This window comes from uncultured Sphingobacterium sp. (assembly GCF_964277905.1).
Classification (GTDB): Bacteria; Bacteroidota; Bacteroidia; order Sphingobacteriales; family Sphingobacteriaceae; genus Sphingobacterium; species Sphingobacterium siyangense.
On sequence record NZ_CAXYKD010000043.1, the window covers coordinates 112981 to 125136 of the forward strand.

At 39.3% G+C, this 12156-nt stretch carries 12 protein-coding genes and 1 pseudogene; 8 read left to right on the forward strand and 5 right to left on the reverse strand.

Annotated elements, in window-relative coordinates:
- Positions 1-45 precede the first annotated feature (45 nt).
- Positions 46-852, reverse strand: coding sequence for a DUF5694 domain-containing protein (locus ACHWSC_RS18930; RefSeq protein ID WP_201668232.1), 807 nt, complete (start codon positions 850-852; stop codon positions 46-48).
- Positions 853-1001: 149 nt separating this feature from the next.
- On the opposite strand from ACHWSC_RS18930, the gene ACHWSC_RS18935 reads away from it, so the two are divergent.
- Complete coding sequence (locus ACHWSC_RS18935; protein WP_075992811.1) at positions 1002-1757, forward strand: response regulator transcription factor; 756 nt, start codon at positions 1002-1004, stop codon at positions 1755-1757.
- Between the two features lie 58 nt (positions 1758-1815).
- Here the strand turns inward: ACHWSC_RS18935 and msrB are convergent, their stop codons facing one another.
- The 3 genes and pseudogenes from msrB to dxs form a co-directional block, all read right to left on the reverse strand.
- Positions 1816-2235, reverse strand: a complete 420-nt coding sequence (msrB, locus tag ACHWSC_RS18940; protein WP_343566901.1) for a peptide-methionine (R)-S-oxide reductase MsrB — start codon at positions 2233-2235, stop codon at positions 1816-1818.
- A gap of 108 nt (positions 2236-2343) precedes the next feature.
- Positions 2344-2919 (reverse strand): annotated as a pseudogene (msrA, locus tag ACHWSC_RS18945) (peptide-methionine (S)-S-oxide reductase MsrA); the annotation flags it as partial.
- A 293-nt stretch (positions 2920-3212) separates the two neighbouring features.
- Entirely contained in the window at positions 3213-5165 is a 1953-nt protein-coding gene (gene dxs / locus ACHWSC_RS18950; RefSeq protein WP_394677796.1) for a 1-deoxy-D-xylulose-5-phosphate synthase, read from the reverse strand.
- A 73-nt stretch (positions 5166-5238) separates the two neighbouring features.
- Between dxs and ACHWSC_RS18955 the strand changes: the two genes are divergently transcribed.
- The 5 genes from ACHWSC_RS18955 to ACHWSC_RS18975 all read left to right on the forward strand — a co-directional run bounded on the left by ACHWSC_RS18955 (position 5239) and on the right by ACHWSC_RS18975 (position 8758).
- Entirely contained in the window at positions 5239-6657 is a 1419-nt protein-coding gene (locus ACHWSC_RS18955; protein ID WP_394677797.1) for a PLP-dependent aminotransferase family protein, read from the forward strand.
- A gap of 76 nt (positions 6658-6733) precedes the next feature.
- Positions 6734-7249 carry an N-acetyltransferase gene (locus ACHWSC_RS18960; protein ID WP_313188570.1) on the forward strand — a complete coding sequence of 172 codons (516 nt, stop codon included), beginning with the start codon at positions 6734-6736 and terminating at the stop codon, positions 7247-7249.
- A gap of 335 nt (positions 7250-7584) precedes the next feature.
- A complete protein-coding gene (locus ACHWSC_RS18965) occupies positions 7585-7797 on the forward strand; it encodes a hypothetical protein (RefSeq protein WP_394677798.1) in 213 nt (70 codons plus the stop codon).
- Positions 7798-7839: 42 nt separating this feature from the next.
- Positions 7840-8481 carry a hypothetical protein gene (locus ACHWSC_RS18970; RefSeq protein ID WP_394677799.1) on the forward strand — a complete coding sequence of 214 codons (642 nt, stop codon included), beginning with the start codon at positions 7840-7842 and terminating at the stop codon, positions 8479-8481.
- Positions 8465-8758 (forward strand): hypothetical protein, encoded by a 294-nt coding sequence (locus ACHWSC_RS18975; protein ID WP_394677800.1) that lies wholly within the window; start codon positions 8465-8467, stop codon positions 8756-8758. Before ACHWSC_RS18970 ends, ACHWSC_RS18975 begins: the two co-directional genes overlap by 17 nt.
- 153 nt (positions 8759-8911) lie before the next feature.
- Here the strand turns inward: ACHWSC_RS18975 and ACHWSC_RS18980 are convergent, their stop codons facing one another.
- Positions 8912-9313, reverse strand: coding sequence for a helix-turn-helix domain-containing protein (locus tag ACHWSC_RS18980; RefSeq protein WP_120334160.1), 402 nt, complete (start codon positions 9311-9313; stop codon positions 8912-8914).
- 930 nt (positions 9314-10243) lie between these two features.
- Here ACHWSC_RS18980 and ACHWSC_RS18985 point away from each other — a divergent pair.
- Together ACHWSC_RS18985 and ACHWSC_RS18990 are read left to right on the forward strand one after the other, a co-directional pair.
- Positions 10244-11584: a M60 family metallopeptidase gene (locus ACHWSC_RS18985; protein WP_394677801.1), complete on the forward strand. Its 1341-nt coding sequence runs from the start codon at positions 10244-10246 to the stop codon at positions 11582-11584.
- Between the two features lie 172 nt (positions 11585-11756).
- Positions 11757-12086 (forward strand): YegP family protein, encoded by a 330-nt coding sequence (locus tag ACHWSC_RS18990; RefSeq protein ID WP_120334162.1) that lies wholly within the window; start codon positions 11757-11759, stop codon positions 12084-12086.
- The last annotated feature ends 70 nt before the right edge of the window (positions 12087-12156 follow it).

The window sequence follows — 12156 nt, forward strand, 5'->3', positions numbered from 1 at the left end:
GCTTCATTCGAAATTCGCCAAAGGAGTCTTTGCTTACCGATGGTTTTATTGAAGGTATTTGGCAACTTCTACGAGTTTGTATTTGGGGCTCCGTTGCAAAAGTTCACCAAGGAAAGCTGCGTGAGTAGCGCCCGTGATTAGCAAAATTCGATCCTGCCCAGTGACCGGGATCTGATTTAAATTGGAGAATATCCGTAGATTTCTTCGGTAGAATTTACTGGCTTCATCTGCTCCTTCAAAATTACCTTTTGTACTGCTGTAGGTTAAGATATCGGCGTTTACATTGATAAACTTTTGCAAGGTCTCTTTTTGATTAAATACCTTTAATTTTTCTAAAATGGAGAGTTTATCAATATGGGCGAATTCCTGCATAATTTTTCCCATGTAGCTTTTATAGGTTACACTGTCTACCTGATTCTCCAACTCATTTGCAATGTTGTAATTATAAGCAGCAGTTTGTTGTTCATCAATTCCATAAATTTTTTTTACCCCTGCAAGTTTGCCAACTTCATATGCAATTATGGCTATTTCACCACCGAACTTAGCTTTATGTCCTTTATCTTTAATAAAAGAGCTGTAGTCGCCGTTCAATTCTTCGTTTTTTTCAGGGATGATTTCCACGCAGATGATAGTTGGTTTAAAGTCTGCCAACAGTTTAGCTACTTGGTATGTTTCTTTTCTGTTTTTTTGATCTTTTTCGTCAAATTCCACTTTATGTGCATCAGGCGTATAGCTCATGTGAAATGTCCCAAAATTTAGAACCTCAATTTTCTGCTGTGCATAGCTGTTTCCAAAAAATAAGATCCCGATAGCGATTCCAATATTTCGAATTTGAATAGTGTTAATAAGCATTTGTGTAAGAAGTGGTTTTATGTTTTTTCCGGCTTTTCGTTCAGTTAGCTATATTTTTTAGCTGTTTTGTCCAAAAGTATTACAGTTTGTCCAAATAAAAGCTACACTTGAGTGTAGTTTTAATTAACTTCGACATTTAGAATTTCGTTATGGATTTTAACGCGCTATTTTCACAAAAAAATACTGTTGATCGTCTTTCAGAAAAGGACATCCAGCAGACCCACGGCTATATTGAGCTCGTCAAAGCCTTCTCACGGATTACTTATCAGAGTATTTACCTAATCGATTACCAAGCTAAAAGTTTTGAGTTTGTTTCAGACAACCCGCTGTTTCTCGCTGGTTTAACAGCCAAAGAGGTGATGGAAATGGGCTATGGCTTTTATCAAAAATATGTTCCATCTGATGATTTCCAGATGCTCATTACGATTAACGAAGCGGGGTTTAGCTTTTATGAAAAAATACCCATTGAGGAACGGAAGCTTTATGTTATATCGTATGATTTTCAGATACAAAATGCACACAACAAGTTTATTTTAATTAATCATAAACTGACACCTGTTTTTTTGACAGAAGAGGGGAAAATATGGAAAGCAATTTGTATCGTGTCTTTATCCACTAATATATCTTCAGGAAACGTGACTATCGAAAAGTTGCACTCCAACTTAGTATGGGAATTGGATCTGTTGACTGGGAAATGGAACTCCCAGAAAAAGATTAATCTTACCGAACGTGAAATAGAGATTTTACGTTTTTATCATCGAGGTCTGACCATTCATGAAACTTCGGAGAAAATTTTCGTTTCCATTGATACGGTGAAATTTCATCGGCGAAAATTATTTGAAAAGCTAGGGGTAAGCAACATGAATGAAGCATTGGTTTTTGCATTGAATAATAGGTTATTATAAGGGTAGCCTGAAGGGTTCTGAATGTTCATAGCAAGCGCCTCCAATGAGGCGCTGCAGCCTATTTTTTCACCAATAATGGCAAATACTTTTCGTAACCCTGTGCTTTCATCTTGTCTTTTGGAATAAATCGAAGTGAAGCACTGTTTATACAATAGCGCAGACCACCTTTATCTGCCGGTCCATCGTTAAAAACGTGGCCAAGGTGTGCATCACCAGTTTTGCTGCGTACTTCCGTTCTGCGCATTCCGTACGAATTGTCGGAGTGTTCTTCAATCAGGCTATCGCTAATTGGTTTGGAAAAACTGGGCCACCCACATCCCGATTCAAATTTATCTGTAGAAACAAATAAGGGTTCTCCGGTTGTGATATCGACATAAATACCTTCCCTAAATTCATCATTATAGGCATTGTCAAATGCGCGCTCCGTTGCATTGTTTTGTGTAACATCGTATTGCAATGGAGTCAACTCCTTCTTCAAGGTCTCTTTGTCTGCTTTTTTATACGTGTTTTTAACGTCCGATTTCGCTTTTTCGGGGTTGGCATTTCGCGCAAGTTTAAATAAATCAGGGCTTATATGGCAATAACCCCCGGGGTTTTTGTCCAGGTATTTTTGATGATAAGCTTCAGCATTATAATAATTCTGCAAAGGTTCTATTTCCACCACGATTTTGCTGTTGTATTGACTTGCTAAAGCAGCTATTTGTTCTTTGATAACAGTGGCATCATCGGCATTGGTATAATAGATGCCTGTACGGTATTGTGTGCCGATATCGTTGCCTTGTTTATTTAATGAAGTTGGATCAATTGTTTTGAAGAAAAGGTCTACAAGTAGCTTTAGATCGACAAGCTCCGGGTCGAAGTTTACCTTTACCGTTTCGGCAAAACCTGACGTTCCTGTCGAAACTTGTGCGTAAGAAGGGTGCTGAAGGTTTCCATTGGCATAGCCAACTTCGGTTGCGGTGACCCCGCGGACTTGTTTAAAGAAATGCTCAGTTCCCCAGAAGCATCCTCCGGCAAAATAGACAACATGATCTTTTTGATTTATAGTATTCATAGTATTTTGTATTGACGGTTTTGAATCTTTCCCTTTTTGTGAAAAGCAAACCTTGCTGATCAGAAATAAGCCTGTCGCTATAGCAAGGAGGACGAATAAGTGTTTCATGGTATGAATTGCTACATGAAAGAAACAACATTGTTTCTTTCATGTAAGCCACAAACACCGTACCTTTCTGGATGTTTGTCTTAGAAGATATAAACAGTTTTGGCTCTTATAGATTCTTTTTACAATTGAAAGACGAAGTAAATCTATGAAAAGCATGTCCTGACAAAACGACCTTTTAGGAAAGCTTCGCAAGCTGAATGTCTGACAGGGTCGGCCCTTTGCTATTTACATCCTGTGATCAGACCAAATAATAATTAAATCTATATTGTTTAAGCACTGCTAATGTGACTAAGTTAATTGTTGGGGAAAGACGCGTTCGGCTTAAGGCTACACCCTGGGTCTTCCGATTCGAGTAGATCCGTGTATAGCTGCCTCACGGTTGTGACAATAGCCTGCTTGTCATAGTAATAAAGTTGGTGAAGCTGTTGCTGTGTACCCTGTACTGCAAAAGTATCGGGCAAGCCAAGTCGCTTCAAAGTCGCTGAGTAGCCATGTTCGGCCATAAATTCCAGCACTGCAGTTCCTACTCCACCAGCTATACATCCATCTTCAACAGTGATGATATAGGAATATGATTGGAATACTTCATGTAATAACGCTTCGTCGAGCGGTTTAAAGAACCGTAGGTCATAGTGTCCAACGTGCATGCCTTCCCGGAGCAGTTCGTTGCAGGCGTCCTGCGCATATAGACCAACGGGCCCAAGAGAGAGTATGGCAATGTCCTGGCCTGAACAAAGCCTTCTTCCTTTTCCAATTTCAAGTCTTGTAAATTTGTCTGATTGCTTCTCTCGACCACCTGGGCCTTTTGGGTAGCGGATTGCAAGCGGTCCGTCAAGAGTGATGTCCTGAGCTGTGAACAACAAATTTTTAAAGTCTGTGAGCGTCATGGGCGAAGCGCCTGCGATGTTGGGTATACAGCGAAGAAAAGCAATGTCGAATGCCCCTTGATGGGTGGGGCCATCGGGACCGACAACGCCGGCCCTGTCGATACAGAACACGACCGGTAATTTCTGTAAAGCGACGTCGTGGATTAGTTGATCATAGGCGCGTTGTAAGAATGTCGAATAAATCACACAGAAAGGAAGTAGCCCATCAGCAGCAAGGCCTGCGGAAAAAGTAATGGCATGCTGCTCGCAGATACCAACATCAAAAACGCGGTTAGGCATTTGCTGTTTCATTGCCGTCAGCCTGCTGCCAGAAAGCATAGCTGGGCTTATAGCGATAATACGGCTATTATGTTGGGCGAGCTGTATCAGCGTTTCGCCTAGCACTTGCTGAAAAGTTTCCTTGTAGAGTTGCGGTAGTTGGTTTTCTAACGGTATACCTGTCAGTTTGTCGAATTTCCCTGTGGCATGCCATTCCGCCTTGTTTAACATGGCCGGTGTAAAACCTTTTCCTTTTTGTGTTACACAATGCACTATTTTGGGCCCGGGAATATGCTTCAACTGTTCAAATATTTTGATAAGTTTCTGGACGTTATGACCATCCACTGGTCCAAAATAACGTATTCCTAAAGCCTCGAAAATATTGCTCGAAGCAAATAGCCCTGTTTTTATCAATTTCTCTATTTTTCTAATCGCAGCAATTGACCATTGTGTCCGATCTTTATGGGGTGACAGCAGCTTTTTGATCTGTGATTTGAACTGATTATAGGCTTGCCCCGAGGTCAGGTCGGTCAGATAGTTTTGTAGGGCTCCCGTACCGGCATCAATAGACATATCGTTGTCATTTAATATAATCAATAGGTTAGGCTGTTCGAAACCTATATTATTTAAAGCTTCGAATGCTAGACCGGCAGTCATGGCGCCGTCACCGATAACAGCGATGTGTTGACGGCTGTTATCACCCTTATACCTGGCTGCGCAGGCCATACCCAGAATTGCTGATAGGGATGTGGAAGAATGACCTGTACCAAAGGCGTCAAAGTTATTTTCTTCCATAACAGGAAATCCGCTTATGCCGCCTAGAAGTCTGTTCGAATGGAAGCGAGCCGCTCTCCCTGTGAGTAATTTATGGATATAAGCCTGATGACCAACGTCCCAGATCAATTTATCCTTAGGGGTGTTAAATACATAATGAACTGCTATAGTAAGTTCTACAACACCAAGGCTTGAACTAAAATGACCGCCATGTGTGGCAATATGGTCAATGAGGAAGTTTCTTAGTTCCTGACTTAATTCGGGTAATACCTCCTGTGGAAGAGCACGTAATTCGCTAGGGCTGTTGATTTGATAATTACCTGTCATTTCTTTTTTAGACAAATTTAGATTGATTAGATTTGCGATACAGGTACAGTATAGGTAAAAGTGATCAATACAGATGAAGAGCTATAAATTTGAAATTTTTACACAAGCAATTGAGAAAAATATAAAATCAGGAGTCTATAAACCGGGGCAAAAGCTGCCTTCAGTACGCGAGTTTAAAGATTACTACGGTTTAAGTATGAGTACTGTTCAGTCAGGTTATGAGTATCTTATGATTATTGGTTTGGTGGAGAGCGTTCCGAAATCTGGCTACTATGTCAGTGCGAAGAATGAAATGCTGGCAGAACCGGAAGGGCGTCGACGTCCACCGGTAGTAAGGGATGCTGTCTTTGAGCAAGGGCTTGGTCTGACAACAGCGTCACCTGTGGGACGGGGTTTTTCGGAATTTAATGTTGCTGCCCCAGGGGACCTTCTTGTTCCGCAAAAACTTTTACTTCGGACCATGCAGCAGGTCATTCGGGAACAGGGGGCAGGATTACTACGCTATTATCCATCTAACGGTTCGGTACAATTGAAGGACAATATTATCAGGCGTGCGGCCTCCTATCAGACCTTACTGCATGCAGATGAACTACTGATCACAGATGGCGCCCTGCAGGCTTTGTATATCGCCTTGGCTGCTGCATGTGAAGCCGGAGATATTGTTGCTGTGGAAAGTCCGTGCGTATTTTCTGTATTGGAGGTCATTCGGGTGCTCAAGCTGCGCGTTATTGAAATTCCTGTTCTTACTAAAGATGGTTTTGATATAGACTTTTTTAGACAAGCATGTCAAGGAAGTGCTGTAAAAGCAGTCGTCCTAACACCGAATTTTCATAATCCAACAGGTATTTTGCTCTCAGATGAACAGAAAATTGCTTTATTGGCGATTGCTCATAAATATCATGTTGCTGTAATCGAGAACGATATCTATGGAGACCTGAACTTTCAGGGGAGCAGACCATCCACACTAAAACAATTTGATGAAAGCGGATTGGTCATGACGTATTCATCGTATTCAAAAAACCTGGCACCTGGAATTCGGCTGGGTTGGTTAAGCACAGGGCGATTTCTGAAAGATGCTGAACAGATCAAGTTCGCATTGGGCAGTACAGTTTCTCCTCTGAATCAGGAGACCGTAAACCTTTTGATCGGTAGCAGCAGTTACGATCGGCATATTCGTTCACTGAAGATGCAACTGGCAAAAAATGCCTATCTGGCCACCAACCTAATCGCTTCCAGTTTTCCTGAAAAAACCAAAGTGATCACACCTGCAGGCGGGTATAATCTTTGGGTTAAAATGCCTGAAAGTACAGATATGGCGGATTTTTACGCGCAGTGTGAAAAAATTGGTGCAAGATTTACGCCGGGCTATACGTTCTCTTTTGCGAATACTTTTGAACATTATTTTAGGTTGGTCATCGCGGACAAGTTTTCTGCTAAACGAATAGAAGCGATCCAGCATATAGGTCGTTATTTGTGTGGGCGCCTGTACTGATGCTAAATGAACAATGTGTATCGAATATTAGCAAGTGATTGCATGTACATTTGTGTATTTAATAGTAGATGCACATATGAATATAATTACAAAATTTACGGTAGCAACAGAGCAGGGAATTGAAGCGTTGTCGATGCTCACCAAAACTCTAGCCCTAGAAAAATTCGGCAGTTTAGTGGAGCCAGCTGAACTAGACAATTACATTGTTGATAGTTTTAATTCCAAAACACTTGTCAACGAAATAAACAGTATGTCAAATCAATGGCTGGTGGTATATGCTAACGATCAACCCATGGGTTATGCCAGAATAACCTCGAAAGGGCAGAAGCCGGATGGCTTGGCAGGTAAACGTGTGATTCGAATCGCGGATTTCGGTGTCTGCCAGCATGAGGCTTTGCAGCAAATGGAGGTATCATTGATGGACAAATGTCTTGCCGTCTGCAGTACATACGACGTGATTTGGATCAATGAACCCTTAAGAAGTTCGTTGATCGGACTTTTTGAACAGAATGGATTTGTAAAACAACCGGGTATTAGCAGACTCGATGGATTGAACTTGGAATCAGTAGTATATCTCAAGGAGACTTTGTAGTTCAAAGAGTCTTTATATTGATGTATAAACACAGCATAGTCTATGTTGAGCAAAAAAGTACACATATTAAGTGTGCTTTTTTTTGTTTAATGATAGATATTTTAGTGATATAATGTATTTTTAGGAATTTGAAAGAAGATGTTTGTCAAATTCTAATAATCTCTTTTTAACTAAAAAATACCATTTATAACCGTTTTCAAAAGTGTTAAATGAAGAAAATATCTATAACGTTTCTATATCTTTTGTTCAGTGCGTTAGCGCTTGGACAAGAATCTAAGGAGGTAAAGCCAGACAGTATCGTTCAATATTTTAGTGAAATTAAAACTGTAACTAAAATGAGTTATTCGTTATGGAATAGGGATTTATATGGCGATATTATTTTAGTGAATCCTCAGAAACGACAGTTATTTAGTAATAACTTTGGTACCGATAGTTCATTTGTGCAATATAAAAATAGCTATATTGGTAAATTGCCCGACAGTGTAAATATTGCCAATACGTCTTTAACGTGGAATGGTCGCACTTGGGCGATGATTATGTTGCCTTAATCTAAAGATTATTATGCACGGATCAATTTGTTGGCTCATGAATTGTTTCATTCCGCACAATCGGCTTTGGGATTCGTTCAAAATAACAGCGAAAGTACCCATCTCGATCAAGAGAATGGACGGATATACTTACGTTTAGAATTGGAGGCGCTTAAAAAGGCCGTTTGTTCAGATGCGCAAGATGAACAACGAATGCACTTGAAAAATGCTTTGATTTTTCGGAAGTATCGAAATTCACTTTTTCCAGGTTCTGCCCACATTGAAAATCAATTGGAACTTAATGAAGGGATTGCAGAGTATACCGGAGTAGTGATCAGTGGGAGAGATAAAGAAAAAACAAAAAAACATTTCATTGATGTAATAGACAGGTTTTTCAAGAACCCCACTTATGTAAGGTCTTTTGCTTACAATACCACGCCGATCTATGGATATATAATGAGTTTAAAGGATCCGCTTTGGAATCAAAAGATTTCAGTAAATACAGATTTAACCATATTCTTTATGCGCGAATTGAACATTGAACTTCCGAAAGATCTTGCAGCAACAGTAAAAGCCATTACAGCGGAGTATAATGGAAAAACAGATATTCACAGAGGAACAACTACGTGCGGAAAAAATAAAACAGCAAATTGCATTGTACCGTTCCTTGTTTGTGGACCAGCCTCATATGACCATAAAATTTGAGAAAATGAATGTGTCTTTTGATCCGAGAAATATCCTCCCAATCGCGGATTTGGGAACTGTTTATCCAACCATAAGGATCACCGATAACTGGGGGATTCTAGACGTCAAAAGTGGAGCGCTTATGGCACCCAATTGGGATAAAATAACAGTTAGCAAGCCTATAAAAATCGAAGGACAGCGAATAGAGGGTGATGGCTGGGGGATGCACCTCAAAGATCAGTATACCGTGCAAAAGGACGAATCGCAGAATAATTACGAGCTTATCAAAAAGCAGTAGCTGCACTATTTTGATTTTTAGTCACTGTGCAGCCTTATCCAATCAATAACAAATATTGGTAAATACATGAGTATCATTAAAATATCATAAAAAGGTTTGTCCAACGATATTCAATTTTTAGCTATCGAAATGAGAGATTGCCGCTGGATAAGTTCAAATATAATCCAATGCGTTTAATGCTCTAAATCTTCGCGGACTAAGACCCGTATGTTTTTTTATAAACCGCGTTAATGATGCTGATGAACTAAAGCCATAATACGAAGTCAACTCTTTAATGGGAATTTCAGTAGAAGCTAGCTTTTTTGCAATCTCACTTGCAACAATCTCTTTAACGATCGTGCTGGGTGAAGTTTCACTGCTTGAAAGCGTCAATCGATGTAGCGCTATTCTTGATATATTGAGCTTTTTCAAGTAGAATTGGAGGTCCCAGTGATTCTGAGGATACTGGTGAATAAGGTTTTTAAATTCTACTAGAATGGGGTGTTCTGCTAGCAATGCTGAATTTTGATCCAATTGATTTAACGTTTCGTTTTGTTCCTTTATGTTGTTTTTCATGTTTTAAGATAATCGCTCGTTATTGCCCCACTATAGTGTCAAGGCCTATAGTTTAGGTTAAGTGTTCCATCAATCTTGTTTGAATGAAAGCAAAATTAGCGTATTAATTTCATAGTGTACTTTTCGAATTTAACGATTCGCTTTTTAAAATTATAATTTTTTATCACAGATTGTGGTAGAACTAACCTGTTGCAGACTATTACTGGAGAAATAGGTGGATGAATAAAAATCCTGATTCCAATAACAGACAAATCGCTTTTTTACTTTAATTTTTGACTATTGCTTTTTATACTTATATTTTTCATTATTCTTTGTATTATAGCTTTTTGTGTATGTTATATGTATTAAAAATTAAATATTGAAACAGGTGTATTATAACTTTTGGTTATGCTGTTTTTTTTGAGGTTTTTAGACTTCACGTGATGATTATTCTACGTCAGGAGAATGAAATATAATTTTATTGATGTTAAAAGATATGATGATCATGTGTTGCCATATTAGTCCCTTATGATGTGGTGTTCGAGGAAATAACGCTGGGCCCGTATAATTAGTTTGAATAACATCTAGCCTCTATAGCAGTAGAGAATAGGGCTATTACTCGTTTCTTATTTTTTGTTTTAAACAGATTTTCTTTAAAATTATTTGAAATTTATCATAGCGAAAAGCTTTTCGTGAATTGTGCAAACGTTTGATGTGGAGTGGTTGATTATTTTTCTGTACAATATATTATATCTTGCTTTTAGATTATGAACTAAAATACTTTGCTGAAGGTGAAGTGAATTCTTTGCATGGATCATCTGGTTTTCAAGTTTCGATGAACCATAAATCGATCAGAAAAATAAAAACTTCGAAACAACCGCTGAGGCTTTGAAGGGTGATCCAAAAGAAGTGTGGACAATTAATACAATTTATAAACTTTAATTAAAAATTATGAGAAAGACCGTGTTTTCCTTAATCGCGATTTTAGTGATCGCTATGACTACTTCCTGCCGGAAGGATGGGAGCTTAATGTACACTTTGTTGAACGATTCCAGTGCAGAATCCTTAGCGATAGCGGATTCGGTCCAACTATTTAAGGTAAGTCCTTCCGCTGCAACTGAGGTTGATAGACTTCAGTTTCGAGCAAATCATAATGAAATGCAAGTGACCGGATTTTATGTAGCACCAAACAGTACTATAACCATAAAAGTGAAAGTCAACTCGGGGACTACAGCAGCACGCTTGGCGATCGGGACGCCTTTTAGAGACAATATTCGACCAGTGCGGCAGTATTTCAATCTCCAGGCAGGTACGCAAACGTTCACAGTGGACCAATACGGGGGCTTGGTTTATGTGATTTATACAGCTGATAACTACACAACAACTGGAGAAATAGAGCTTTCTTTTGGCAATGGTTTTATCCCGGTGCCTTACTTTCAAAAGGGAATTACCACCCATGAGCAATGGGTAGCTACATTGGATTCGTTGAAAAATACCGTGCCGGATGTCGTCTTCTCGTCAGATAACACCATTATGGTGGCCAAAATTGCCGATGCGCTATTGTATAAGAACGAAGATCAACAGCTTATTGTGGATAGACTGGATTCAATTATTGGTTTTTCCAATCGTATCAGTGGATTGAATGGTACGAGTGGAGTCCATGCCATACCATATAATAAACACCTGATTACCGTGAGAGATTCGAGTGCAGGTGGTTATATGGCTGCCGGTATTTCAATTTATTTTACCGATGCTTTATCTTATCGTATGTTGCAGCCAAAATACCTGTCCAATACAAATGGATGGGGAATATGGCATGAAGTAGGGCATACCTATCAACAAAAAGCTTGGACCTGGGGCAATCTGACAGAAACAACCGTGAATGTCTATTCTCTAGCCAGTGAAAGGGGATTTGGATTGCCGGTAAGCCGGGTGACTGCCAATAATTCCTGGCCTAAATTGACGACTTACTTTCAGAAAAACATCGCGGACCGCAACTTTAATTCAGGGGATAATGATTTGAAAATGATTATGTTTCATCAGCTTTGGCTAGGATTTGGTGATGATTTCTACATCAAACTTAGCAAAAGTACCCGCGAGAACAGACCCACAGTTTCAACAGACGCAGAGAAAATGCGCTATTTTATGCTGTCGGCATGTCAGATTGCACAAAAAGATCTTTCGGATTTTTTTAGAAAATGGGGTTTTAAAGTTGATGAATCTGTCTATACGGCCATAAGTGATCTGAATTTGCCGGCTCCTACACAAGATTTAACCGCTTTAAGAGATTAAACTGTCTTGCGTACTGTGACGTTGAATCTGTTAGGACAGATGTATAGGAAGTATGTGCCTTATTGATGATAAAAAAATTAATCGTTGTTTTACAATAAAAACATTGAAAAGTATTATCTTTAGTATGGAAGTTAATTCCGATAACCACATATTTATTTAATTAATTGAGAAAATGGGTAAATTTGAAGTAAAAACACGGAAAAATGGAGAATTCCAGTTTAATCTAAAAGCTGGAAACGGACAGGTGATTTTAAGCAGTGAAGGTTATACAACTAAAGCAAACTGCTTAAATGGCGTTGAATCTGTAAAAAAGAACGCTCAGGACGATAACAAATTTGATCGTAAAACTTCTACGAACGGTAAGCACTACTTCAACCTCAAGGCTACCAATGGCCAAATTATTGGAACCAGCGAGATGTATGAAAGCGCAAGTGGTATGGAAAATGGCATTGATTCTGTCAAGAAGAATGCGCCTGATGCGACGGTTGAGGAGATAGCCTAAGTCTATTTTCAAATGCCGGACTACTACACGTAAGCAGTCTGTCAATAAGCACGTAGGATTTGATAGTAAA

What these genes read in the sequence shown, in the direction of transcription:
- ACHWSC_RS18930 (WP_201668232.1), bottom strand. Translation starts at nt 852, where the DNA reads ATGCTTATTAACACTATTCAAATTCGAAATATTGGAATCGCTATCGGG.
- ACHWSC_RS18935 (WP_075992811.1), top strand. Translation starts at nt 1,002, where the DNA reads ATGGATTTTAACGCGCTATTTTCACAAAAAAATACTGTTGATCGTCTT.
- dxs (WP_394677796.1), bottom strand. Translation starts at nt 5,165, where the DNA reads ATGACAGGTAATTATCAAATCAACAGCCCTAGCGAATTACGTGCTCTT.
- ACHWSC_RS18955 (WP_394677797.1), top strand. Translation starts at nt 5,239, where the DNA reads ATGAAGAGCTATAAATTTGAAATTTTTACACAAGCAATTGAGAAAAAT.
- ACHWSC_RS18960 (WP_313188570.1), top strand. Translation starts at nt 6,734, where the DNA reads ATGAATATAATTACAAAATTTACGGTAGCAACAGAGCAGGGAATTGAA.
- ACHWSC_RS18965 (WP_394677798.1), top strand. Translation starts at nt 7,585, where the DNA reads ATGAGTTATTCGTTATGGAATAGGGATTTATATGGCGATATTATTTTA.
- ACHWSC_RS18975 (WP_394677800.1), top strand. Translation starts at nt 8,465, where the DNA reads ATGACCATAAAATTTGAGAAAATGAATGTGTCTTTTGATCCGAGAAAT.
- ACHWSC_RS18980 (WP_120334160.1), bottom strand. Translation starts at nt 9,313, where the DNA reads ATGAAAAACAACATAAAGGAACAAAACGAAACGTTAAATCAATTGGAT.
- ACHWSC_RS18985 (WP_394677801.1), top strand. Translation starts at nt 10,244, where the DNA reads ATGAGAAAGACCGTGTTTTCCTTAATCGCGATTTTAGTGATCGCTATG.
- ACHWSC_RS18990 (WP_120334162.1), top strand. Translation starts at nt 11,757, where the DNA reads ATGGGTAAATTTGAAGTAAAAACACGGAAAAATGGAGAATTCCAGTTT.